The following is a 24,461-nucleotide window of genomic DNA, read 5'->3' as shown; positions in this document are numbered from 1 at the left end:
TTATGCAGCCTTCCGGGCTGCATTACTGTTTCTATCTCTCGGAGTCTGACATGAACGAAATACAGGCATCACTGAATGCCATTCTCAACAACGGTAGTATCGGCCAGGCACTCAGTTACGCGGGGATTGCTGTGGCAGGCTTTGCTGTTGCGTCATTGCTGTTTCGTAGTGTGATGATGGTCATGCTGGGGGCGGTTGCTACATTCTATGTATTCTTCCTGAATACCCCTGAAGCGGCACTGGATAAGGCTACCGCAGCATCTTCCCAGCTGGTTACGCAAATGGCGCAGGCCAGTGAATGTGCGGCAGGCAAGATTGAGCATATCCGTAACATTGGTGTTGTGATCCGCAATGGTGACGTTTTAACCATTGCCGGAGATTGTGGATTGTTGCCGAGATAAGGTGTTTCGACAGCGGTTAAACCGGTGGTAGCATTCTTGTGTTACCACTTTTCACTCGCAGATATCACTGATTAAGAAATAAATTCTGCCGTAAATCAGAGAGGCTAAATTGAAAGCGTTCTTCAAAAAATTAATTTCATCGTTGTCTTGGGGAAACAAAAACAATAACACGATGGATGCCAAACAGCACCGCGATACCCTGTACCACATGCGACATGGCCGCGCGCCAGTGCATACGCATCCCGCTGATATGGAAAATCAGCATGATTGACCCAAAAACAACTAAAGCCCTGAATGAACTCGCGATGGGCGCTCAACACCATGAACATACCCTCCTGGCTGAAAATAGCCATTTAATGGAGGTTTTTATCTCGGATCCCCTGGAGAGAGGCTTTACCAAGTTCTTTTGGCGTCCCGAGTTTGGAAGCGACCGAACAAGAAGGGGAACGCTTCTTGGCTTGCGTGAGTGAGGCTTGGGCAACTCGGTATAACGCGAAAGCCCAAGAAACACTGTCAAAAAAAATCGCCGATAACAGTTCGACTGAGAATGACAACCTGTATCTGCTGACAATGTTCTATGCGCTACGCGGCCTGCTGGATAACCTGCTGCCGTTCATTGACTTACACAACTACCAACAATTTGAGCCAGAAGGCGCATTGGCACTTAACGAAATCGTTAATGGATTTGAGGCTGTCACCAATGGTGTTATCACCACTGAAAAGGTGAAGACTGACGTGTTTAGTGCTGGTGTTGAAAATGCCATCATGGCGCTGAATGAGCAAAAGCACATCCTTGCCAATAAAGGGCAAGATACCCGTGGCATTGAGCAATCCATAGGGATTATCAAAGCCTCACTACGTGGAGACAGATCGAATCCAATGCCAGGCCAACGTATCAATTAGCCCCTTGGGCGTAACAAGTGGAGAAATAACGTGAAAAACGGACAGTCTACGCACTCAATGACGACTAAAAAGCTACGCCGGAAGCTGTCCGGATACGGCCTTCGTGGTCAGTTTCTGAAACAACGGGTCCGCGATATCATCGCTGGGCCTCAATCTGGTAGTGGTGGTGATCGTGAATTTGCCTTCGGCTGGTCGCGTGACCAAATGGACAGACACATGCGGCGAGCGCTGATAGGGAAGGGCTACCGCGTGAAGTTTCAAGTCGATAATGCCGAGCGTGTAATTGATAAGCAAGCAGCTTTATTACCAGCTCGTCGTCGCAGTGTTATTTCCATTAGCCGTCGTTATTTAGGTTAGCCTTTGAACCGGCACGCCCTGTGCCGGTCTTCTTTTCCTCATTCGTCCTCGCGCCCTTTGCGGATAGTCTCTGCCAATTCAATGCCAATCTCGCTTAATGTGTACGCGACTTTTAGTGAGCGTGGGTCACGGTACTTGAGCAACAGCCTTCGCTCCACCAACGTTCTACAAGATATGCGCAAATTGGGGCGTTCTACCTCACAGGAACGGCCTTTGTTAAGGATCGAGAAGATGGCTGTGAAAGGAATTGGATTGCTGTTACGCGCCCTAATTTTAAGCAATACGTACATTACGTCTTGTTGTAACGATGAGTTCCGGTGTTGCGTGGTGTTTTCCATGTTTACGCCTAATCATATACGATATGAATAAGCTATCTTTAGCCTGGCTCCATGTCATCGTTTTTAGTCCTCGTTTTGTTGGCCTTTTCGGGCGAGTGGAAATCATGTCCGTAGTAGGATCGAGCTACCCGTCTGGGTGAACATTAACAAGGTGAAAAAACATGTTTAAACGTATCCGTGGCGTACCATTTCTGGCCGGAGCCATTGCCGCATTGTGTATGACCAGTGCCTTTGCTGAAATTCCTACCAATGCGAGTGGGCGACCTGTTGCCGGAAAATCAATGGCAGAATTCCAATCCTACAAAGCCAGCTGCCCTGAGTGCTTACAGGTTGCTCAGGACATTATTAAAATGCGCACCCAGCATTGTCAGCAAGCTGGTGATGTGGATCAGACTATCTTGCAGGACCCGATTTATCCCTACCTCAACGGCATCCGCGTCATGCTTGCCAATCGTGGGGGGTACAACAGCCCCATGTACACATCCGCACGCCAGGTATTCGAAGCCAACGTTAACTGTGAAAACAGCAGCGACTGGGTTGAACGCAGTCAGAAAGTTATCGAAAACACCTTTAGTGGCCCCAAGTAACCCAGCCAGATCATCAACCCGCTAAACCAGCGGGTTTTCTACGCAAAAATTTCGTGAGCCATATCACCCACGTTATGCTATCTCAAATTATCCAGAAGGACACACCATGAAAGACCCATGCTTATTGAACCTGCGGCAGTTGTTCATACAGGATCTGCAATCGCGCTTAAACATCAACCACGCCACGGCCGCTGAGCTAGTAGCCGCAGGCTTTGTCGATGATGATGATGACTCTGAACGTATCGACCTCAACGTGGAATGGAATGCCTGGGTCCGCTGCCACCATGCTCGCCTGAAACAACCGGCATCGCAATTGCTGACACCCGAAACGCATTCCGCTATCGCTACGATGCGTGCGTTGGCTGACGAATTTCGCGAGCACTTCGAAGAGCATGGCGAACATCACCATGCCGTCATCGCCCTGTATGACCGGGCAGACAGTGATTTTGGCTATGAGAATGTCACGCACCTAATTGCGGCACTGGATCGTCTGGTGGAGCACATCAACCAACCCGTCGATTTATCTTCTGACAGGGTCTATACCGCACAGGTCGCGGGGGCAGTTGCCGCCTATCGTCAAACCGTTATCGCCGCATTAGATGCGGTGGGTAAACCTTGGTCAGCATAATGCTCGCGTAGGTGAGTGAACTTTTTTCAACATCAGCAACCGGAGTAATTCATCATGAACATGAAGTCGATTTTGAACCAAACACTTGAGACGCTGAAAGAGAAAGGGGTCTGTGCTGACAATCTGCGAAAAGTCACGGCCCCCTCAGAGCTCATCACACAGCTGATCTCAACGCTGGCTAACCTGTCCGGTGATTACAAAGGCAGCTATTCCCCGGCTCCTGACTATCAAGGTTTGTTGCGCCAATTTAATGCCCTCCAGCAACTGAACGTCTCATTCGGCAAGCAACTGACTTTCTACCGTGAAAAAGCCAAGCAAGACAGAGACAATCCGGCTGAACTCAAGCGACTTCAAGATGAAGTTAACTCTGAGCGTGGGGCTAACGAGCAGTTGACAGCTGAAAATGAGCGCCTTCGTGCTGAACGACTGGAAGCGGATGCGGAAACGGAAAGACTCAAGGCGTTGGTGCTGACGCTGGGAGGGAACCCAGAGGCATGGGAAAGGAATGCACTATGACCGTTAATTCAGCGGCTGATCTGGCAATTACATTGAACGTCAGTGAAGCCGAAGCAACTCAGTTTGCACTCACTACTTGCCATCTTATGTTACAGCAGCCTGAATTACTGGCCGGGGATATTCTGCATTTTGCACAGCACGGAGCCTGGCTGGAGAATACAGATAAGCCCCTGCTCAAAGGTGAACCCGATACAGAAAGTGTGTTGATGGGGATGCGCGTTCTGATCTACAAATTGGGTAAGCACGAAGGTCCTAACGGTAAAGCCCGCCAGATGTACGACATGATGCGGCGGCTCGGATATTTTACTATGGCGGATTGTCTGCGTTAACAGAAGGCGATGGGGTCAAGTGACCCCATTTATTTTGTGAAGCCATAATACTTCACTTATCCTAAATAATTCGCTGTTTTGCTATTCGTCACCAGTTTGGGTCGAGGTAGTCTAATTATGACTACTTACTAAATTATAGGGATCCGACATGACCACAACTCTGAATCAGCAAGCGGCACCAAAGAAGCGTACCTTCAAAGATCTGCCAGGCTTCGACATCTCTGCAAATGACATGCTGCGTATCATCGATGCGCCTTGCATGATCATTAAGCGTGGTAACGTTCAGTTCAAAGTATTGGAAATGTTGACCCTGACCCTGGTAGGGGACAACCTGAGCGCGCTCGGTGTTGATTACAATACCGGGCAAGTGATCTCCCGTGGAGTGGTCCATAAAGCCAACGGTGATATGGTGGCCTCTGTACCTGCAACCCATATCAGCACCTTGTTCCGTAACATGAAAGGTGAAGAAACCGTGAATGTACGATGCGACCAAGACCGAAATCGCCTCATCATTCGTACCGGCAAAAATGCTTACAACATTCCTCTGTGTATGGACACAATCCCGGTTGTAGACGAGTCCGATTTGACAGCCAAGTACAGCATCACTTTCCCTGCCAATATGCTGCATCGAACCTTGCAACGTGTCATGCACTCTGCGGGTAAGAATGACGTTCGCCATTACATGAATGGGGTTTTCCTGAGTCTGGATAAAAATACCTTCAACGCCGTCGCGACCGATGGGCACCGAATGTCTGTAATGACTCAAGACGTACTGTTTACGAACGAACCACAAGAAGAGATCGTGACACCAGTAGCCCCTGCATCTCTGTCTGGGACTTCTTCTGGGGTCATCCTGCCGATCGAAGTATGTCCTATCCTCATGAAGTTGCTGGGTGCAAACCAAGGAAATTTCCGTATTGACTACAGCGAAAGTTACCTGACCTTTAACCTGGGTGATGTCACCTTGGTCTCCAATCTGATTAATGGCAGCTATCCCGATTGGCATCGTGTTGCAGGTGTTGTTAAGCACAATACAGAGAAGTTCAGCATAAATGCCTTGGTGCTCCGTGACGCATTAAGCCGTGCGCTGCCGCTCATCAATGCAGGCGCAGTCAGTAAGAATGCGAACAGTACAGGCGTATTCGTTTTCAAAAGTAATGCGCTGATGATTAAGTCCCCTAATCAAAACCTGATCGAGTGCAAGGAAGTGCTGGATATCGAAAAAGTGGCAGGGGAGCAGGAAGACAAAATTGAAATCGGCATCAACTGCGAATACCTGCTTCGCGCACTGAATAGCTTGATCTCACATTCAGACGAAGAAACAGAAATAACTGTTGCCCTGAAAGACACGGTAACAGGGTTGGAAATCGGCTTCGGCGATGACTGCTGCGACATCATCATGCCAGTCAGATTCTAACAAGTCGCACTAACTGTTTGTTTTGTTAACCAAAAGCAATCGCACGTCAATCGTGCAAAGCTGCTGGCATTTCCCACTGAAAAACAACGACAAATTGACCGCCTTTTCGAAGGGAATGGGAAACGTCAACGGTTATGATGAGAGCACTTTCTCCCGCATGGGTAACATTTATTTTTCAAAAGTTACCTCTTGCTCCACCAGCAATAAAGAAACTTGAGGATTTTACGTGGAACTGAAGCAATACCATGAAGAAGCCCTTCGCACCGAATCGGTGATCCCTAACATCAGCGGCGTGAGTGTGCCTCACCTGTATCTGTTGTTGTCAGCGGCTCACTCACTGGGTGAAATGCTGGACCAGTTTAAAAAAGGTATTTTTTACCGTAAACCGATTGACATTAATCGCTTTAAAAAAGGCCTGGCCGACCTGCAAGACCTGATCGGCACGCTTTCGCCGGAGTCCATTTCCGCTGATGAGCTGCATGACGACACCAACACCATGATGATGACTGGTTTTGACGGCAAAGCACACAATATCGGCCTCGGTTCCCTGGGTGCAATCGACTCGCGCATTCTGCATGCCTCTCTGGGTGTGTTTACTGAATCCGCAGAAATCTGCAAAGCGCTGGTGAACACGATTGAAGGACAGTCGCTGGACCTGGTTAACCTGTCTGAAGAGTTCGGCGACCTGAACTGGTATAGCCTGGGTGTTTTCCCATCGGCCTCCGGTATCCATTATGGCCGTATTCTGGAAACCAATATCGTCAAGCTGGCCGTCCGTTATCCAGAGAAGTTTGAAGCGTTCCTGGCACACGATGAGAACCGTAATCTCGTCGAAGAGCGCAAAGCGTTGGTAAACGGCATCAAGTAAGCCTTATCCATTCATGTGGGCAACGTGGGGTTGCCCGCTTTCTATGGTGAAATAATGAATACAGTTCTGAAGTGGGTTGGGGGTAAGCAAGGCGTCATGGCTCAGCTGAAGTTGGCGCTGCCAAAGGGTGCCCGTCTGATCGAACCTTTCTGTGGTTCGGGTGCAGTGATGATGAATACCGCGTATTCAAACTACGTACTGGCTGACATCAACGCCGACGTAATCAACACTTACGACACCATCCGCAACGCTGCTGAAAGCGTTATTGCTGCACTGTCTGAACTCTATGCTACGTGCCGTACTCGCGAACACTACGATGCGATCCGTAAAGAATTTAACGAACGTACAGCTGAGCCAGTCCGTATGGCCGCGATGTTCATCTACATGAACCGCCACGGGTATCGTGGTCTGTGCCGGTACAACAAGCGTAAAGGGGAGTTTAACGTACCCTGGGGCGATTACCGCAAACCCTATCTGCCAGAGAAAGAAATCCGCTACATGGCTGACCGCCTTGCAAATGTGGATCTGCTTTGCGCAGGCTATGAAGAAACGCTGAAACTGGCCGGTGAAGGTGACGTGGTCTACTGTGACCCGCCTTATGTCAATCCGGGCAAATTTACAGGTTATCACGCAAGCGGATTCTCTGAAGCCCAACAACGCGAGCTGGTGGGCATTTTGAATACTCTGCCGGAGGAAGGGGTGCATGTGGTGGCTTCCAGCCATGATGCCGAGAACATCCGCGAGATGTATGCCGGATTCGCAGTTAAAGGGTTTTCTGCCCCACGCAGTGTTTATAACGGAACGGGGGAAGGGAAAAAGGCGAATGAAATTATCGCTATCCGTCGGGCTGTATCTTCCGGCAAGACCTCAGCATGACCGTGCCGGTGTTTGAAATTCCACCGCTCAAGGATCCTCTAACTGAGCGATTCTGCGATGAAATTGCCATCATTCACCGGTATGACCCTGCTGAAGCTAGTCGCCAATACCTTGAATTTATCAAAGACAACAATGTGGTGTATTGGGTGCAATTGGCTATTCGTGACCGCATCCAGTACCTGTCAAAACAAAAATCAAAGGGCAAGCCCCTTCTGATTAAAAATCATAGTGAGGGAGCTATGCCTCTTTTTCGTCCCAAAAGTGTCGTGGTGTACCGCATCACCCGCCAGATTGACTTCAGTAACATCACAGAACAACTGAAACCCTTCATGTTTCAGCCGTGCGGCCCGCAGGATATGGCGCGCACTGGTTGGGTCAGCCCGCTGGGTGAAGAGTACGAAGAGCTTACTCACCAGGCGAATGGCCTCATTCTGCTGACTCAGCGTAACGAGAGCAAAATCATTCCTCCGGCCACGGTAAAAGAGCTCGTGCGCCAGCGTGTGACCAAGCTGGAAAAAGAGCAAAATCGTCGTCTGAAACGCACAGAAATTTCAGCGCTGAACGACCTGGTGCTAGGGGAATTGCTACCCAAAGCACTGAGTAAATACGCCAACATGAACATGTGGATTGATCCCAAATCCCGGCTGATCATAGTGGATACCACCAGCTTTAAACGCGCTGAAGACGCGGCAGCGCTCCTGCGTAAAACACTGGGCACTCTGCCTATCATACCTTTCACGTTAGAAACTCCGGTTGAGCTGAAGCTGACCGAGTGGGTTCGCTCTTCCGAGCTGCCTCCAGGCCTGGCGTTGTGCGATGAAGCGACCCTGGAAGCTATTCTGGAAGACGGTGGCGTTGTGACGACAAAACGACAAGATCTGGTTTGCGATGAGATTGCTAACCACATCGAAGCTGGCAAGTTGGTCACTAAGCTGGCGATGAGCTGGATGGAGCAACTTAATTTCGTCATCAACGACAGCTTTGTCATCTCAAGGCTGAACTTTGCTGACGCCCTCATTGAGCAAAACGATGATATTGATCGTGAAGATGAAGTGCAGAGGTTTGATGCAGACTTCGTTTTGTTTACCGGAGTCATTATGGAGCTCCTTGATCAGTTAATTGCTGCGTTCGGCGGGGAAGCTAAGTCCTCAACTGAAGCTGACGGGGGTGACAAAGAGGAAGGCGATGAAAGTGGTGAGGCGGCCGATAACAGCGAGCTGGATGACGACGAATAACGTGTAACCATACCGGGTATGAATTAGGTAATCGAAACCGAAGGTAACGTCTAATGCTTCGTTGGACTGAAGAACAGCAACGCGAATACGAACAGAGAATGGGCCGGAGCGCGAGTTCAAAATCGGTACCAAAGAAAGACGTGCAGCCTGTAACGCCCATCCAGCAAAGCCTTGAGTCTGCACCCGCAGAGTTGACAGCAAAGCTACGGACCCAAGCGCTGGGGCGGTTGCGAACGGGCACAATGAATAAAACAGAAGCACGCTACGCCGAACATCTGAAATGGCGTATGCATGCTGGTGAAGTCGCCTGGTTCAAGTTCGAATCAATCAAACTGCGCCTTGCCGACAAAACAACGTATACAGCGGACTTTTTCGTCATGCTGACCTCGGGTGATCTGGAGGTGCATGAAGTGAAAGGGCATTGGGAAGAGGACGCGAGAGTCAAGATAAAGCTTGCAGCAGAACACTATCCCTTCCGTTTTCTGGCCGTGAAATGGCTCAAAGATGAGGGAGGTTGGAATTTTGAAGACTTCTCTCCGTGGTACAACAAGGAAAATCCATGAGCGTAACTGATAGCGTGGTAAAGCAATTTTTCGAAACCTGGTTCTTATCCACGGAGCGCAAGAAGCGCAATGACGATACTTGGCAACCGCCCGTCGAGGGGCAAATGGATCCCTCCATGTATCACGTTCGCAAGGATGCGGCCTATGAAGCGTGGTTTGCCCGCAGCGATTACCCGCTGTTGAGTGCCAAAGCCATGACTTTGCCGGAAGAGATGTATCGATATTTGCAGAATGTCCGCAAAGCGCGTGAAGCCGAAATTAATAAAGAGCGCCCGCCTGCGGTACTGCGGGACTTGGGCGTTTCTTCACTTAGGGACCTGGCTGACTACCTGATCCGCAACGACATTGCGGACAGGCCGGTATAACAGGAATTACTCACCAAGACAGGCACGGGGGTGCGTCATGTCTTTCAAGATGATTGGATTGGCCGTATTTATTGCAGGTGTATTAGGGTTGGCCTACTTACTGTTTTTTACCGGGAAGTCGGAAAAAAAACCGGGCGGCGAAAAGGGGAGCCGGAAGCCAACGCTCGACGAGTTGTTTCCCATTGATGCCGAAACGGGTGAGCGAATTTATCAAAGGGAAGATCACGAAGGCGTGATATCCAGTGATGACGAACTGACTCCGGCCATTTACGTTGGGTACAAACGCCATAAATTTATTCTCCCGCGCGATGCCAGCAATCTGTACTCTCGCCTGATTGAGATGTTTGCCGACCAATATGCGGTTGCACCACGCGTCAGAGTGACCGACATTATTCAGGCCGAAGAAAAGGATTTTGAGAGCCAAAGTCTGGACGTCAAAAGTGCCATGCAGTTTATGTCGCGAATGAACTTTAACTTTGTTCTAAGCGATGTGCATAGCGGCGAAATTGTACTGGTCATGCTGACTGAAGAGCGACTGGCCGAATCTGAGAACAGTGCATTTCTGATTGGCCTGCTCAGCCACCTGAATATCCCGCTCTACCGCTACGAGCGCCTGGCAGATATCAGCGATAACGATCTCGCGATAGATATATCGGAGACCATCTCCGACGGTCAATTCGAATAAACCAAATGAAAGCCCGACTTGTTCGGGCTTTGTCGATTCTGAACTACTGATATCATGTATTTGTGAGATCACTTAAAGGGGGCGTGGAATGTCTCAATCCTATAGATATTGGACAGGTAACCTGTATACCGGATCCACGGTATTCATTCAGCACCAGGACGGTCATCTTTCCAAAGGTGAGGTCGTTAATGTTGCCGAACAACGGTTCATTGTTGCTGGCATTTCCTCTCCCTTTGATAAATTCACAGCAACCAGCATAGAAGGCGTTGTTGCACTACCTGATGAGTATGATGTCCGCGAACGCTATAGCATTCAGCGGCAGCGGGATTATCTGACACACCTGGATATATCGGCGCTTTCTTCTCATCAGATCAAACATCTCTATGCAGGTTTGCATCTCGCAAAGCGTGCTGGTGGAGGTGTATTGCCTGGCATGCCGATCGTTGAAACCCCGGAAGGGATATGTAGATATATACAAGAATTAAACCTAAGCACCTTGAGTGAAATTCAAGTGATGTACATGTTGGCTGGCTTAAAAATTGCCACGAAAAGTTAAAAAGAGGTTTTTATGACTACTCCTGAGCGGCCTCCTAAAAGAGCTCCGCGCCGTAAAAAAAACACGCGCAAAAAGCAAAAACACTGGTCGTACACAATTACGTCAAGGGAGTTCCTGATTGCATTTCTTTTGGTCTTGCTTGTGGCCGGGCTTTCCGTGATTTATTACTTGCGTTCGACAACCTTGATCACCACCTGGGATGTTGGCACGGTCACGCAGCCTGTTGTTCGAGCCTCAAATGAAACGGGCACTGGTTTGAAGACTGATTTCCAGACCACAAAAGGCCAATTTACTGTTCAGCTACAGATCTTCCCCAATCCGGGTCTGCCGCTTGAATTGCGCCAGTACCATCGCGGGAATTTCAAACTTTGCTATTTGATGGGTGACTACGAATATCAGTCTGGAAATGCCCTGTGCTTTGACATCCCGACAAGTGATGGCCTAACCATGAGCAGCAAATTGTAGTACCTGGAAAATTCAGTCAGCGGCACAAGCCGAAGTAAAATCGGCATTACAACCATTCCTGAGGAAGTGAAAATGAGCCAGTCACTGATAGCGCAACGCATTCATACCCAATTACCACCGAACTCGGTTGAGGGAGCTATTCAGGCGCTTGAAAATGTAGCCTTGCGATCGGGCGCGGACGTGTTAACTGTGACCATAATGCGCAACACGACCTACGCGAAGTTGGAAGAATACAGCGATGTGTTATCTCTTTCGCCAGAGCGGATCCTTCAGTCACTGGAGGGTATTCGAGGTCATGATGCACCGGCTCAGTTCTATAACGAGCAGCGTCTGCCGGAAATTTGCGATGCTTATATCTGGCCGACCGCTGAAGACTTTCGCGAGGCCCTCATGGAAGGCGGCTCTACGCCGGTATTCCTTTGCCCGAACTGCAATCAAGAGTCCGATCATGAAAGTGAATGCACCGCGCTGATCACGAATAAACGTGGTATACGCGTAAAATGTGGCTGGATCTTAAACCCGACCTCAGATACTCTACGTAACAGTATAAAAATACTCATACAAGCAGAGTTTTTGAACAACCTCCAGCTCCATCATACGTTTCGCCCCAAAGGAGTCGCTCTCCCGACGCGGGTTTGTTTCGATGAGTTCGGTGAGGATGTTGAAGACGACGTGTGTTGAGAGATAATAAGTAGTACCTCATTTTAATAGATGCCTCGTTAGGACGAGGCTTTTTTTTTGACTTTTTCCCTTCGTCAGCGGTTAGTCCCACCGGATAATAATTCTATTTCCAGTGAGGTACCCCATGACAAGTTTAGCCATCTACGAACCCAACCCCGCCACTGAATTTCAGCCGATACTTCCTCTGTATCAAGCTATAGATGGTCATCATGCCGGTATAACCCCACACGAAGGGTTTCGTCTGTTCAACGCACTTACGCAACTACTCGCAGAATACCACGATGCACGTAGCGAAATTGACTCATTGCACCTCGTCGTTATGGGTAAACGTCATAGCCAGGCATTTCGTTATTTTACTGACGGATGTAACAACTCGATAGGGACAACATTGGCCGTTGATTGTCTGTTTGATCTCCAGCGAGCCACCTGCGCATTGGATGAGTCCTTCTGGCAAAAAGTATTGGATCTCACTGGTGTACGTAATTTTATGCCAACCGCCCGGAAAGACGAGTGGTACAACACGCTTAGGCAGTGGCGCAAAGCATCTCCAGATCGACTTGCCGCCCTACGGCCTGTTGCCTTCACAGAAGAGAATGTGCTCGCCACTGCAAAAAGCCTGACCACTGAGAAAAAAGATTATTTCGCAGAAATGGTCGAAGGCGTATTCAAAAAACTGTCAGTGTTTCACAAAACTAACAAGGCTCAAGGTTTTAGTCCGAAGATGGTGATCACCAATTGCCTGCCATGCCGCGACTATAAACGCGGTTATGACAATATGGATTACCTCAGCGATCTGCGTAAAATCATCGGCCTCATGCAAGGCCGTCCTGGCGCTGAAATCGTGAATAAGTGGGCGTTGGAGCAATCCCTCAGCAGTAACGTGGGAGAATGGATATCGGTAGACGGTGGCGCGCTGACCTGTAAAGGCTTCCTTAACGGCAATGTACATATTCAGGTCTCCGAGACTGTTTGCGATGACCTCAATACGGTACTGGCTTACCGTATGCCAGGCCTCATCCCTCAATTCAAAGAGAGAGGAAAAACCAACAAGGCACCTCGAAACACGCAATACACGGGCGATTTAATTGATTACCGGATTGCGTTCCCAACCTGCACAGAATTGGCTGAAATGGCCCGAAACAACCAACACAGTGCGAAGCAATATGGTGCGGCTCCATTTACTATCGTGATGCCCCGACCATACCAATACACCGACTTGGTAAAAAAGGAACTTGATAGTATCTTCCGTATCCTTGGCGCGGTGGAGGTAAAGCCTGAAGTCTACGAGTTTGAATTCTGGCCGATGGACGCGTTTAAAGCGATCGCAATCAGTGGTACCTTGCCCGACCAAAAAACACATCAGTTCTACCCTACAACGGGGGACCTCCAGAAAGCGGCTATGGACGAATGCGACCCGCGTGAGGGTGATACTTTACTTGAACCCAGCATCGGCTTTGGTGCGCTACTTCGCAATTTGCCAGAAGGTGTTAAGGTGATCGGGGTCGAGGCAAACAATGTCGCAGCCATGTGCTCTCGCTTGCGCTGGGATACCCACCAGCAAGATTTCCTCAGTACCACGGTAACGCAACTGGGCCTATTTGAGCGTGTGTTAATGAATCCTCCATACTCCGACAATCGTTGGAAATTGCACCTACAGCATGCGCAGCAGTTTGTTAAGAGTGAAGGGCGTATTGTGGTTATCTTACCTGGAAGCGCTACTGACGAAAGTATTCAGGCGTTGATAGATCGTGAGTGTGATGTACATCAGGTCGGCCAATATGAAAATGCCTTTGAAGGAACTGGAGTGCAAGTTAGACTATTTACTATTGATTTCCATTAATATTCTCGGCCGTTAATGGGATTTGCCATAACGGCCGCACTGGTAAACCTATGAGTAAAACCGACTACGTTCTCCGAGCATTATCAAAAATTTCACACAAGCGCTGGGAGCACTACATCATTAATAGAATCTTTCACAAGTTGGATGATCCGCAGCTTGAGTTCGTTTGCCAGCAGTGCATCCGTAAGGAAGGAGAATCTGGAAAGATTTACCTTGCTGATCTGCTTTTCCCTCAACTTAAGCTGTATCTTGAGATAGACGAAGCACACCATGACAGCGATGATGCAAAAAAGGCTGACGGTATTCGTCGGTTAGATATTTTGGAAGCGACCGGATTTATTGAAAAACGCATTCCGACCAATAACCTAACCCTGGATGCCATCAATCAACTCGTTGACGAATTTATCCAGTTCGTCAGGGATAGAAAAGCCCAGCTGGAAATGCAAGGTTTGTTCCTCTCCTGGGACTATGAAGAACGCTATACTGCTCAAAAACATATTGATGCAGGTTTCCTGGAGGCGGGACCTTACGCTGTATTCAGATATCATCGTGATGCTTTACAGTGCTTTGGCTATGGAGATAAAGGCCACCATCAATCAGGAGGCTGGCGATTACCCAAAGCCGCTGTAGAAGCAATAGGGTTGACCGGGGATGTGATGGTTTGGTTTCCACGTTTATACAAGGCAGGAGAATGGGATAATTCACTTTCCATTAATGGCGATCTGATAAGGGAAGAAAGCCTTAATCCTGAGCGTAACTATAAGGAAACATGGTGTTACCGCATCGTAATGGCTCATTCGCGCGATGAACTGAATCGAACGCTATATCGATTTCTGGGGGTTTTCACCCAAGACGAGTCTGAATCAACTGAAGGCGTTAATGTTTTCAAGCGGGTAGATACACGCGTGAAGGTTTTTTCAGGGCAAAAATAGCACCGCGTTTTGTCGCCCATTTTACTTCGTCACAGGTTCACCTCATCTTAAAATGACGTCACACATAGGCAGGCATGTGGGTTCCAATGCCTGCCTTTTTTTATCTGCTGTTCATTTTTCTTCAGGACAATAGCGTGACTCAGTTTGTAAATTTGCGTGGAAAGCGACTGGCTTTCTCAGCCAATGAATCAACTTGCATTCCTCCTGGTGCTTCAGGCCTTATCTACCCGCAAGGGGCAGGGTTTATCATCACCGATGAGCAGGGGGCTGAAAGACTCTTCATCGAACATGACAAAGCCACAGGTATCTCCTGGTTCTTGAAAGTTGGCCGTCGTGGCGTTCGTCGCTGGTTTGAGCCGACTAACGATGAAACGCTCTATCATTTTGGGTTAGATGTTCTCGACTATAGCGCCTCGATCATTCTTGCCGGTCGTGTCCACCAGCAGTGTAAAAAGTACCTATCAATGACAGCCTCGAAATAAATCATCCTCCATTCTGCGTTGAAATTCTGAAAGAAAAGGAGGTCATTTCGATCTCCTTTGCATTCTTTGTCAGCAGTAGTTGCATGAGACAATTAACCCATTCGAAACCATTTAGGAAGAGTCATGGGTAACTTTAAATATTGGTTAAAGCTGGTGGTATACCGCTTCACATTGAGCAACGAAGATCTGGCCCAGTGCCTGGCTGACCGTCAGAGCATGGACGAGTTTCGCCGTAAAGCCTCGGATGTGAAGCAGCGTATGAAACTGCATGAACTCGCCGGGGGGCGTTGCAATGAAGATGGTGGGGAGGGAGTCCCGTTAACATTCCAGGGCGTTACTCTTAAGGCCTATCGTCCTGCCGAACGGACCGCCTTGCTCTCAACAACCTCTAACTCCAACGTTGTTGACCTCAATACCCGCCGAAAGCGCCGTGACCTCACCAATGTTATTTCCCACGCTTCGCCTCAAAAGCGTTGCGGCCAATAACCAACCTTCAAATAAGGGATGTCCAATGTCCAAAATGCGACACGCGAAAGTTAGCACCCGTTCGATCAAATCCATTTTCACCGAAACGTGTAAATCCTTTTTGAGCCCTTACGGTTTGCTCATGTTGATAGTCCCGACCTTTATCGGCGGAGGATTGCTTTCTTTGCTAATGCAGCGGCTTTCTATGGCCGATATCGGCTTTTTTATCCTCCAACCTGTTTTCATCACCTCGCTGGTGATGATGACCCTGACACAACAGAAAATCACGGGCAAAAGACTGCCATTTAAAAATCACATTCGGAACCTGATTGTGACTTTGTTTACTGGCCTTATTGCCACACTCTTGCTGGTATTTGTGCTTTGGTGCCTCAGCCTCTACATGCCGACAGCCAGCGCTGCCGCAAGTAATGCTCAAGTACCAGTACCGTTATCAACCCCTCCAGCCGTTCAGTCCCAGGGGTTCTTTTCATTGTTCCCAGTCTACTTCAACATGTACAGTCTGGTGACGTTCACGACCTTGCTCGTCCTGCCAATGATGATCATGTTCGTGGGGGCTGTAGTGTGTTGTGAAGGGGCGTTGTTCAGCAACTTCAAGGCCGTCGTCTTGGCCGTGTTCCGCAATGTCAGCATCATGATTGCCACTTCCATGCTATCCCTTGCCATGTTCGCACTGTGGTCGTACACGTCACTTAATAGTGACTGGCTGGTTTACACTGCGATCGTGCCCATTGCGCTAATCACTGCGGCTATCCATCGCATTGCCGTGCTGGCTTTACCCGTCGAAATGAAACCGTGAGGTTAACAATGAAAAGTTCTATCGCTATATTCATCGCGGTGCTCTCTCTGGGGTCTATTCCGGCTCAATCTGCACCTTTGCCGAAAGAATCCATAGGCGAAATTGCAGGCTCGCATGGCGCTGTACTCGCCGCAATCGCACAGTGCCGAGCCTACATTGAAAGCCCCAGTTCGCGCGGCAAAGAAATTGCCCGACAAATGCAGCGGGCGTTATCTAAAGCGCTAGGTGCTGAACAGGATTCTGATGAAAGGGCGCAGGCAATGACCGACTATATGCAGGAAACCGTTGAGAAATACACCGGCCAGCTAAAAACTCAGTTCGATGAGATCGGCGCAAGTTCAGATTTTCGTCGCGAGAAATGCGAGCAACTGATTGCCGGGAGCATTGCGCGTGCTGAACAAATAGACATCAAGCACGGGGTTAAATGATGATGTATGTGCTGATCGCGGCTGTCCTGATCTTGGTCCGTTTACTGTATGTTCAGGACAATAAAAACCGCGATTATCAATGGAAAATCACCAATGAAATGATAGTTAAGAGTGACGCTCTTAGTATCGTGATATCACCACATCACATTGGTGCGATGCCTGTATTGATCAGGGCATTGGTGAGAAGCCTTGAACACAACCGTGCTGCGGCCACGGCTTATCTACAACTTAATATTCCAATCAGCCCTGAAGCCAATGTCGCCGCATGTGAACTTCGATACGCGCAGGCCAGCGCTAAGCAAGCCCTATGTCGTGTCATCCTGTTGCTTACTGAATTGGAGAGGAAAGGGCAAATAGTTCGTCGGCTGGTGGACGATTTTCGAGCAACGGATTTGGATGCCGATGATGTCTTTACCGCTTTGGATGAACGCTACCCCTCTGATGAGCAACACACACCATTCATGCGTTTAAGCGATGTAATCCCAGGGCACTGGAACATAGGCGGTCAGCAATGAATAAGTTTCGCATTACCCATACATACGCCACCCGAAAAGATGATTTTTACGCAATAGAAACCATGATGAACTTGCACCAGGTGGATCTGGCTGTTGCTTACCTTCAGTTCATGCACTTCAACCTGCCGACCTTCAATTTCCTCAATGACGGGTTATGTGAATTGGATGTCATCGTGTTAATGCACCGTATATACGGCGCAAATATCATTACTGACCGCACTGCAATCAAGGCAGAGGTTGATCTCTATGTGAACTGGGAACATCAGTTAAGTCGCATTCATAAGACACTTCCTGAGTTACACGAGATAGCAAGGCCCGGCGTAAATGAAGGTATCCTGTTCCACCTGTGGGAAATGGGTAATCGGATCTTGCCGATGCTTAAGCAAACCAACCAGGCCTTGTACGATGAAGCCCTTCTTCAACTGCCACGTATTGATAGAGTGCTCAAAGGAACCTCTGTTGACCCCGCATGGGGCTGGGAATCTTTCGATGGCGAACGATGTGATGGTAATCTATATACCAAGCAGTCAACCCCTGACTTCCTTGTGAGGCTTTTTTGATGAATCGCCTAAGTGAGTTACCAAAAGGCGCTTTTTGGCCGCACTTGCTTGATGCTATTCGGCGCGATGTCTATGCCCAATTTGGTGGTGTTCTGGCCGTCCGGCAAGATGAAGTCAAGCGCGGCGTATCAACACCAGAGCTGGCTGCTACGCTGTTGAACGAGTACGCTTCCGGCCTTTGTATGTCTCTCGACATTGTCGGTGTGGAGCACGATTTACCACGAATGATGGCCGAGGCGGTCCGCAGTATCGACCCTAACTTCATGCTCAACACTACTCGCCGCTGGAAAGGTGCATCGATTATTTATACGGAACAGAAATGAACATTAAAAAATTGTTTGCCGTTAAAAAACCTTGCGCAAATTGTCCGTTCAGAACGACGGGAGGGATCCCGTTGACAGAGGGCCGTCTGGATGACATTAAGCGCACATTGCTTTCTTCTGATCAGGAGGTTTTTTTCTGCCACAAGACAACCTACCAGGGCGGTGCTGAAGACAGAGAGGAAGGGCAGTATCAGTCTTCAGGCCGTGAATCCTATTGTATGGGAGCAATGGCTTGGCTGTATGCAAATAACCAATTAAATCTTACAACCCGATTAGGTCTCCTTCTAGGCAACGTTGCCATTGACGAACTGGAAGTCGCCACAAAGGTCATTAATACCACTGCCCCATAAAAACTACCCTGTTGTGTAGGTTAAACCTGTAAGAATTGGCTATATGCTTTGAGCGTCCTAGCCAAAACAACCATCTCACAGGTTTAACGATGAATTTCTTACATCATGCATCTTCCGCACCGCTATGTAACAGCACTCAGCACGTCTTAGATAAACTAAACATGCATCACAGGGTTGTTCAAATGAGCGATTCCGATGGTGTAATGTCTCTATTCAGTGAACATCCCATTTCTAACAATGTCATCTATCACTCCCTGGGGGAGTGCTCAGACCCAGAGGCTGCATTTTTAAAACTCACGACTCAATTTCTTGAGCTTGAGCAGGCAGGAAAAACTGTTCTGAGCCTAATTCACTCAGACAATCTACCAGCAGTAGCCGCAGCGCTGAATGCCGGACTCAGTCCCAGTGGATTGATAGCGTTTAAAGATCCCAGGGGCGCTGATATCGATATTGTTGAACTGCATTATTCCAGCGCTAAATCTGGTCACGAATCCTTCACTCCATTCCCGCAAGAAGGCCTTACCGATGGCGTGGTAACGCTACGCATTTCAGCCCGACCCGATGGGCATCGTATGTTCCAAGACCACTACGACTCTGTCACTCGTTTTTGGTCTATCTATCCTGACATCCCATTCTCTCAGTTTGATAAAGACTGCCGTCTGGCAGGCCTATATTGGCTACTGGGGGAAAAAATGATGCTGTCTATTTTCGAAAATGAGACACAAGAATTAATTGGTCGGATCAGCCTTCGGCCTGTAGTGCCACCCAAGGTTGGTGATGTTGGCTACGGCGTTTTTTCAGGGTTCAGAGGAAAGGGGTATGCATCTCAGGCCCTGAAATTGCTTTCTGAGTGGCTGATGACTGATGGAGGATTTAATCGCCTTGAATTAGGAGTTAAACCCGAAAATGTGGCCTCCAAAAAAGTCGCGCTCAAGGCAGGCTATGTACATGAAGGAGTCAGTAAACACAGACTAATTAATCAAGATGGCACTTTCAGTGACCAACTAAGTTACGTCAAAACCAAACTCTGAAACACCAACCTTTCAACATAAGAGAATACCATGAAAGAAGATTTCCTTAGCTATATTGCATCGCGTGTAGATGGTGAGTGCGTTGTCAGGGCAAAACGGCTACCAGATAACGTCAGTGCTTTTCGACGTAGAAAAATTAAAGGCATTTTACGTCCAAACTCACTCATAGACCTCCAGCAAATAGTGATAGGTGCAAGTGAGTTTCCTAACACCCGGCTGCATCCTGTCAGCATTGGGTACAACTGGGGCCTGGGCTCTAGGGAGGATGTTGCGGACGGTAGCTACCTTGTTGAGTTACAAAAATTAAATGCAGTACGGAAAATTGATACAGACCAAGGCTGGGCAATTATTGAGCCTGGCGTGACCCAAGGCGAACTGTCTGAGCTGTTAATCGGCACCCAAAAAATGTTGAACATTACAGCATCTTCCGCTCACTCCAGCTTCCTCGGCAATGCCTTGGACAGAGGGGTGGGACTTCGTCATCAACGAACTGAAGACCTTGTCGGCATTGAAGTCCTGTTGCCGACGGGAAAAATCATCCGTGTTGGCTGGTGGCCCGGAAGTGTTGAAACGCCTATATACCCGCATGGTGTAGGCCCCTCATTAGTGCAGTTTTTTACGCAATCTAGTTTTGGTGTTGTTACGGCAGGGGTAATAAAACTACATACCCGCCCTGAAAGTACACATGTAGTCCGATTTAACTTCAGCCGAAAGTTGCTTTCACCAGCAATACAAACATTGAAGAAATGGGTGGCTAACGGCCTGAGTAGCGGCGTATTGAAGATCTATGACACCACGGCCAACTCAACCTATGGCGGTAGTGACGGATTATATACCGTTCACTTGTGTGTGGACGGTCTATCTGACGATGTCTCGCAACGAATCGGTTTGATTAAAAAATTGTGCGAATCTTCGCAGGTATTTACAAATGTGACATCGAATTCGGTAACTGAAGGTAATTATCCTGGGCCTGATGTGATCGCTAATTTGGTTGAAGCTGCCCATGTTGGCGATTCATCCCTAAATGACACTCTGCTTAGAAAAACGCTGGGAGCTAGACACGACAAAGTTGATACAGGTGGCACTGGCTGGATCTTTTTCCTTCCGTTGATTCCTTTCACTGCTGATGCGCTGGAAATGGCCTATCAGCTAATTGATGAAGTTCACAACGAAACCGGAGTTCTTTGCGGGGCTACGATCAACGCCCTTAGTGGTGATGTCATAGACCTGGTTGTCTCAATCGCTTTTAAGAAAAGCGAAAAAGAGTCGGCAGATTCATTGACCGCTTTAAGTAAATTACATGAAAAATTTACGGCGCAAGGATTTATCCCTTACCGGCTAGGTGTTGAACATGCCAAGTGGGCGGATCCAATTACTCCTGGTGTGGGTGAAAGAAGCTTTGTTCGTGAATTAAAGCAATTCATTGACCCCAATAACATTATCAGTAATGACAGATATTTATAGGTGATCGCAATGCACGCAATCTCATTCGAATCATTGTTACTTAATGCAAAAAAGCTGGCAAAGGAAGTTTCAGCTGAAGGTGGTGTACTTGAAGAACAGCGCCGACTACCTCCCCATATTGTTAACAAACTCAGGGAGATTGGCGTATTCAGGATGAATTTCCCATTAGGATGGGGAGGGCTGGAATTAACCTCACCTCAGCAAACCCAGGTTATCGAGCAACTGGCTATTGGTGATGCTGCTGTGGCTTGGTGTGCAATGATCGGCAGTGACTCAGGTATTTACTCAGGCTTTATAGATGAGCCTGTGGCGCGTGATATGTTCACCGTTGACTCGATTACGGCAGGCTGGATACATCCTCAAGGTAAAGCAGAGATAGTGCCTGGTGGATATCGTGTTTCCGGCCGCTGGCGGTTTGGCAGTGGCTTAAGTCATTGCGATATACTCAGCGCAGGGTGTTTCGTTTATCAGGATGGTAATCAGGTCGTTGATCGCCACGGAGCGCCAATTTGGCGGGTTATGATGGCAAAACCTGATGAGTACGAATTACACGATAACTGGCACACGACTGGTCTTGCCGGAAGTGGAAGTCGTGATTATGGTGCCAATAACATGTTCGTTCCCTACGAGCACAGTTTTAGTTTCAATGAGCCTTATCGCAAAGGGCCTTTACACGATGTTCCTGATGCTATCCTGCGCAACATGGCAGGAATACCACTCGGGATGGCGCGTGCTGCTCTGGACTATGCGATCAGCCTTGCTGAGCACAAATACGACCGCTCACTGTCGGTTTCGTGGAAAAAAAGTCCACGAGTGCAGGCGGTTCTTGCACGGTGTGAAATTGAGCTCTATAGCGCACGATGTGCCGTTTATTCATCACTGAATGAGCAATGGGATGGCCTTGTAGGTAAAGAGCCGCTGAGCAACGCTCACCGCATTACAGTTGCCCTGGCAAGGCAACAAGCATTCAAGGTTTCCCGTCAAATCATCTCAACCATTTATGACTTGGTGGGCGGTGCTTCGATATATAAAAACGAAACACCGATGGATAAATGGTTGCGCGACAGTTACACCATGAATCAGCACGCTGTTGCCAGTGAGTCTATTGTTCAGCAGTGTGGACAATTTCTACTAAACAACCATTCAAACAACCTGTTCATTTGATGTTTATTGGCTGGGTCATCCCCAGCCTTTAACGTGAGGCAAAAATGGTAACGGCAACTGTATCAAGCATGAGAGCTCTAAACTCTTACATCTATCGTGTAGTGATTCGACTTGAATCTGAACTAAATTATCAGCCCGGTCAATATGTTCAGGTTATTCTAAATTGCGGCCGATCTGGGTATTTTTCGATAGCTTCTCCCGAAAACTCAGGTGAGGTGATCGAGTTACATATCGCCGACACAAGGAAGCATGATAGTTTTCTCAAAAAACTAAAGGTCGGTGATGACGTTGTTGTTGCCGGGCCTATGGGGAACGCCTGGCTTCGTTCAGACAGCGGTAGGCCTGTCATCGTTCTGGCCTTTGGTTCTGGTTATTCTTATGCTCGCTCTATTTTACTCACTGAAGCAAATAAAGATTCGGAACGAAAGATAAGTTTTTACTGGGGTGTTCAGAATGAAAATGATTTTTATGAAAGAGATATTCTGGAGTCTCTACCTACGCGATTTACAGTGAATTTTCACCTGTTGAATCAAGCGCCAGGCTTCCCGGACATTATGAGTGCTTTGCTTGTGAAGTTATCAAATGCACATGCTTGCCTGGTGGATTACGATGTGTATTTGGTTGGTAAGCGGGATTACTGCTTGTTTGTTAGGGGCGAGATTTGTGAAAAACTCAGCGCGCTGCCCGAGCGGGTGTATGGTGACTCTTTCTGAAGCTATTTCTCCACTTAAAAATAGCCAGAAGTCTTTTTTAACGTAGTTATGGCTTGTCTCATATTGCTAGAATTCAATTTGGTTAGGATATTCTTAACGTGAAATTTTATAGTGTTCTCAGAAATTGATAGAGTCTGAGCGATCTCTTTGTAGGTTTTTCCATGTCCGGACAGTTGCAGCACCTGTAGTTCCCTGCTGCTAAGGATGTGTTGTTCTATTTCAGCCACTTCATTTTTTTTGGTTAACATCATCTCATGTAGGGTTATGATTTTTCTATATATATTATCATTTATTGGATGATGAGGTCGCTGGAGTTCGCTGGATGAATTGTCATTCCAAACACTAAAGGCCACTACGTTATCCATGTGGTCATGCAAAGGTATTGTGTATCCATTCAGTACACCAGGAATGGCATGGTCGGATATCTGAATATTTCTGACATCCTGATATGGTTTGCTACCAGCATCAGCCCAGTGAAAAGGCTGTATACTTTTTTTAGCACATGTCATGATAGGGTCTATGTGATGATATGATAGTTTTTCGTATCTAACCTGCCAGTGTGGTGGAAAGTTCGAGACGATTACGGAACCACCTTTTTTGCTTTTAGGCTGGACCGCATAGGAGAAGCCTTTGCATCCTAGCGCATCTGAAACCTTCAAAATTTGTTCAATAATATCAACGTCATCCAAGCTAAATAACCGTTTCACCGTAACCTCAGAGTACACAGCTATGACTACTCTTAGGATACCCGTCGTTCATTCAAAAATCATCATGATCTATGATAATGAAAGAATTCGTTACTTCTGAAAATTGATTTTTTTAGAATATTCAATTCTAATAAAATGTTCCTAAAAATATTTTGTTAGGTTAAAGTTCCGCGAGAATTTCAATTATGAATAAAAATAAATTTCAACTATGTGACATTTCAGACCAGATCCTATTGTCATTAAATGCAAAACCTCCGCGTAGAATCAGTCTAACCCAACAAGTTGAAAATCGTCTAAAATGCGCCTTAATTCTGGGGTTTCTTGCTCCAGGCCAAAAGATGATCACCAAGGAAATTGCAGAATCTTTAAACATGAGCATTACTCCTGTAAGAGAAGCACTGGTAAGGCTTTCTTCGTATGGAGCGTTACATGTTTCACCTTCCCACGCTTTTTTGGTTCCGGATATTCATCCTGATCGACTTATTGAATTGATGGGCATACGGAAGATGCTAGAACTACCCGCCATCACTCGTTCAATAAATATCATGTCTGACGAAGCGCTTAATTCACTGGTGGAATTGACGCTCGAACTCGAAGCGGCACACTTGTCGGGGGACATTAAAACCGCCGTTCTATTGCATTGGGCGTTGAGACTGCGGATGTTTACGCTTTCTGATTCCCCTGAGCTTATGGCGTTGATTACACAGCTTTGGGTAAGTGTGGGGCCTAGCTTCCACTTCCTCTATGAAACAACTTCCTTAGAGGAATGGCCTAAATATTATTATCCTTTGCGCGATGCTCTTATCAACAGAAATGCAGATCTTATAATTAAGATATTTACGAACTCCATCGACAGTGGTATGAAATTGTATATGGATATTCACGGGGAAGGTTGAGGTG

General features: G+C 47.7%; 34 protein-coding genes. 32 read left to right on the top strand and 2 right to left on the bottom strand.

Annotated elements, in window-relative coordinates:
- The first annotated feature begins 50 nt into the window (after positions 1-50).
- From G6Q48_RS17940 to G6Q48_RS17930, 3 genes are all read left to right on the top strand, one after another.
- Positions 51-401 (top strand): hypothetical protein, encoded by a 351-nt coding sequence (locus G6Q48_RS17940; RefSeq protein WP_042847355.1) that lies wholly within the window; start codon positions 51-53, stop codon positions 399-401.
- Between the two features lie 109 nt (positions 402-510).
- Positions 511-672 (top strand): hypothetical protein, encoded by a 162-nt coding sequence (locus G6Q48_RS17935; RefSeq protein WP_161595381.1) that lies wholly within the window; start codon positions 511-513, stop codon positions 670-672.
- Positions 673-821: 149 nt separating this feature from the next.
- Entirely contained in the window at positions 822-1,304 is a 483-nt protein-coding gene (locus tag G6Q48_RS17930; RefSeq protein ID WP_162762209.1) for a hypothetical protein, read from the top strand.
- 630 nt (positions 1,305-1,934) lie between these two features.
- On the opposite strand, the gene G6Q48_RS22450 is transcribed toward G6Q48_RS17930, so the two are convergent.
- Positions 1,935-2,057 (bottom strand): hypothetical protein, encoded by a 123-nt coding sequence (locus G6Q48_RS22450; protein ID WP_256372935.1) that lies wholly within the window; start codon positions 2,055-2,057, stop codon positions 1,935-1,937.
- A 103-nt stretch (positions 2,058-2,160) separates the two neighbouring features.
- Here G6Q48_RS22450 and G6Q48_RS17925 point away from each other — a divergent pair, with 103 nt between their 5' ends.
- From G6Q48_RS17925 to G6Q48_RS17790, 28 genes are all read left to right on the top strand, one after another.
- On the top strand, positions 2,161-2,586 hold the full coding sequence (locus G6Q48_RS17925) for a hypothetical protein (protein ID WP_042847343.1): 426 nt from the start codon (positions 2,161-2,163) through the stop codon (positions 2,584-2,586).
- A gap of 106 nt (positions 2,587-2,692) precedes the next feature.
- Positions 2,693-3,214, top strand: coding sequence for a hypothetical protein (locus G6Q48_RS17920; RefSeq protein WP_042847341.1), 522 nt, complete (start codon positions 2,693-2,695; stop codon positions 3,212-3,214).
- A 54-nt stretch (positions 3,215-3,268) separates the two neighbouring features.
- Complete coding sequence (locus G6Q48_RS22915; RefSeq protein ID WP_042847339.1) at positions 3,269-3,730, top strand: hypothetical protein; 462 nt, start codon at positions 3,269-3,271, stop codon at positions 3,728-3,730.
- Positions 3,727-4,059 carry a hypothetical protein gene (locus G6Q48_RS17910; RefSeq protein WP_166267808.1) on the top strand — a complete coding sequence of 111 codons (333 nt, stop codon included), beginning with the start codon at positions 3,727-3,729 and terminating at the stop codon, positions 4,057-4,059. Before G6Q48_RS22915 ends, G6Q48_RS17910 begins: the two co-directional genes overlap by 4 nt.
- 148 nt (positions 4,060-4,207) lie before the next feature.
- Positions 4,208-5,476: a DNA polymerase III subunit beta gene (locus G6Q48_RS17905; RefSeq protein WP_226617165.1), complete on the top strand. Its 1,269-nt coding sequence runs from the start codon at positions 4,208-4,210 to the stop codon at positions 5,474-5,476.
- 226 nt (positions 5,477-5,702) lie between these two features.
- Entirely contained in the window at positions 5,703-6,344 is a 642-nt protein-coding gene (locus G6Q48_RS17900) for a nucleoside triphosphate pyrophosphohydrolase family protein (RefSeq protein ID WP_052219399.1), read from the top strand.
- Positions 6,345-6,398: 54 nt separating this feature from the next.
- On the top strand, positions 6,399-7,220 hold the full coding sequence (locus G6Q48_RS17895) for a DNA adenine methylase (protein WP_166267806.1): 822 nt from the start codon (positions 6,399-6,401) through the stop codon (positions 7,218-7,220).
- A 239-nt stretch (positions 7,221-7,459) separates the two neighbouring features.
- Entirely contained in the window at positions 7,460-8,455 is a 996-nt protein-coding gene (gene rdgC / locus G6Q48_RS17890) for a recombination-associated protein RdgC (protein ID WP_042847513.1), read from the top strand.
- 242 nt (positions 8,456-8,697) lie between these two features.
- The gene (locus tag G6Q48_RS17885; RefSeq protein WP_052219416.1) at positions 8,698-9,018 is read left to right on the top strand and encodes a DUF1064 domain-containing protein; all 321 of its coding nucleotides are present in this window, start codon (positions 8,698-8,700) and stop codon (positions 9,016-9,018) included.
- Positions 9,015-9,383 (top strand): hypothetical protein, encoded by a 369-nt coding sequence (locus tag G6Q48_RS17880; RefSeq protein WP_042847335.1) that lies wholly within the window; start codon positions 9,015-9,017, stop codon positions 9,381-9,383. The genes G6Q48_RS17885 and G6Q48_RS17880 overlap by 4 nt, the downstream gene beginning before the upstream one ends.
- Positions 9,384-9,420: 37 nt before the next feature.
- A complete protein-coding gene (locus G6Q48_RS17875; RefSeq protein WP_052219397.1) occupies positions 9,421-10,068 on the top strand; it encodes a DUF2726 domain-containing protein in 648 nt (215 codons plus the stop codon).
- An 88-nt stretch (positions 10,069-10,156) separates the two neighbouring features.
- A complete protein-coding gene (locus tag G6Q48_RS17870) occupies positions 10,157-10,624 on the top strand; it encodes a hypothetical protein (protein ID WP_042847333.1) in 468 nt (155 codons plus the stop codon).
- 12 nt (positions 10,625-10,636) lie between these two features.
- Entirely contained in the window at positions 10,637-11,089 is a 453-nt protein-coding gene (locus tag G6Q48_RS17865; protein ID WP_042847331.1) for a hypothetical protein, read from the top strand.
- A gap of 72 nt (positions 11,090-11,161) precedes the next feature.
- A complete protein-coding gene (locus G6Q48_RS17860; RefSeq protein WP_042847330.1) occupies positions 11,162-11,770 on the top strand; it encodes a hypothetical protein in 609 nt (202 codons plus the stop codon).
- A 124-nt stretch (positions 11,771-11,894) separates the two neighbouring features.
- Positions 11,895-13,610: a DUF4942 domain-containing protein gene (locus G6Q48_RS17855; RefSeq protein WP_052219395.1), complete on the top strand. Its 1,716-nt coding sequence runs from the start codon at positions 11,895-11,897 to the stop codon at positions 13,608-13,610.
- Between the two features lie 50 nt (positions 13,611-13,660).
- Positions 13,661-14,542: an AbaSI family restriction endonuclease gene (locus G6Q48_RS17850; RefSeq protein WP_042847328.1), complete on the top strand. Its 882-nt coding sequence runs from the start codon at positions 13,661-13,663 to the stop codon at positions 14,540-14,542.
- Positions 14,543-14,694: 152 nt separating this feature from the next.
- Complete coding sequence (locus G6Q48_RS17845) at positions 14,695-15,024, top strand: hypothetical protein (protein WP_166267804.1); 330 nt, start codon at positions 14,695-14,697, stop codon at positions 15,022-15,024.
- A 123-nt stretch (positions 15,025-15,147) separates the two neighbouring features.
- Positions 15,148-15,510 (top strand): hypothetical protein, encoded by a 363-nt coding sequence (locus G6Q48_RS17840; protein WP_042847325.1) that lies wholly within the window; start codon positions 15,148-15,150, stop codon positions 15,508-15,510.
- 25 nt (positions 15,511-15,535) lie between these two features.
- Positions 15,536-16,306 carry a hypothetical protein gene (locus G6Q48_RS17835; RefSeq protein WP_042847323.1) on the top strand — a complete coding sequence of 257 codons (771 nt, stop codon included), beginning with the start codon at positions 15,536-15,538 and terminating at the stop codon, positions 16,304-16,306.
- Positions 16,307-16,314: 8 nt separating this feature from the next.
- Complete coding sequence (locus G6Q48_RS17830) at positions 16,315-16,734, top strand: hypothetical protein (protein WP_042847321.1); 420 nt, start codon at positions 16,315-16,317, stop codon at positions 16,732-16,734.
- 32 nt (positions 16,735-16,766) lie between these two features.
- A complete protein-coding gene (locus G6Q48_RS17825; protein WP_166267802.1) occupies positions 16,767-17,249 on the top strand; it encodes a hypothetical protein in 483 nt (160 codons plus the stop codon).
- Positions 17,246-17,809 (top strand): hypothetical protein, encoded by a 564-nt coding sequence (locus G6Q48_RS17820; protein WP_042847318.1) that lies wholly within the window; start codon positions 17,246-17,248, stop codon positions 17,807-17,809. The genes G6Q48_RS17825 and G6Q48_RS17820 overlap by 4 nt, the downstream gene beginning before the upstream one ends.
- The gene (locus G6Q48_RS22910) at positions 17,809-18,132 is read left to right on the top strand and encodes a hypothetical protein (RefSeq protein WP_042847315.1); all 324 of its coding nucleotides are present in this window, start codon (positions 17,809-17,811) and stop codon (positions 18,130-18,132) included. Before G6Q48_RS17820 ends, G6Q48_RS22910 begins: the two co-directional genes overlap by 1 nt.
- Before the next feature lie 71 nt (positions 18,133-18,203).
- Positions 18,204-18,482 (top strand): hypothetical protein, encoded by a 279-nt coding sequence (locus G6Q48_RS17810; protein WP_226617167.1) that lies wholly within the window; start codon positions 18,204-18,206, stop codon positions 18,480-18,482.
- Between the two features lie 182 nt (positions 18,483-18,664).
- Positions 18,665-19,513, top strand: a complete 849-nt coding sequence (locus G6Q48_RS17805) for a GNAT family N-acetyltransferase (RefSeq protein ID WP_166267800.1) — start codon at positions 18,665-18,667, stop codon at positions 19,511-19,513.
- A gap of 30 nt (positions 19,514-19,543) precedes the next feature.
- Positions 19,544-20,977, top strand: coding sequence for an FAD-binding oxidoreductase (locus G6Q48_RS17800; RefSeq protein ID WP_072035188.1), 1,434 nt, complete (start codon positions 19,544-19,546; stop codon positions 20,975-20,977).
- A gap of 9 nt (positions 20,978-20,986) precedes the next feature.
- A complete protein-coding gene (locus tag G6Q48_RS17795; RefSeq protein ID WP_042847312.1) occupies positions 20,987-22,141 on the top strand; it encodes an acyl-CoA dehydrogenase family protein in 1,155 nt (384 codons plus the stop codon).
- Positions 22,142-22,185: 44 nt separating this feature from the next.
- Entirely contained in the window at positions 22,186-22,854 is a 669-nt protein-coding gene (locus G6Q48_RS17790) for a hypothetical protein (RefSeq protein ID WP_042847309.1), read from the top strand.
- Positions 22,855-22,868: 14 nt separating this feature from the next.
- Here G6Q48_RS17790 and G6Q48_RS17785 read toward each other — a convergent pair whose 3' ends face one another.
- The gene (locus G6Q48_RS17785) at positions 22,869-23,543 is read right to left on the bottom strand and encodes a helix-turn-helix transcriptional regulator (RefSeq protein WP_162762206.1); all 675 of its coding nucleotides are present in this window, start codon (positions 23,541-23,543) and stop codon (positions 22,869-22,871) included.
- Positions 23,544-23,746: 203 nt separating this feature from the next.
- On the opposite strand from G6Q48_RS17785, the gene G6Q48_RS17780 reads away from it, so the two are divergent.
- On the top strand, positions 23,747-24,457 hold the full coding sequence (locus G6Q48_RS17780) for a GntR family transcriptional regulator (protein ID WP_166267798.1): 711 nt from the start codon (positions 23,747-23,749) through the stop codon (positions 24,455-24,457).
- Positions 24,458-24,461 lie beyond the last annotated feature (4 nt).

Source organism: Providencia sp. M-27, from assembly GCF_011077905.1.
GTDB lineage: Bacteria > Pseudomonadota > Gammaproteobacteria > Enterobacterales > Enterobacteriaceae > Providencia > Providencia huaxiensis.
The sequence above is the reverse complement of the archived record's forward strand: the minus strand, read 5'-3'. Positions and strand labels throughout refer to the sequence as shown.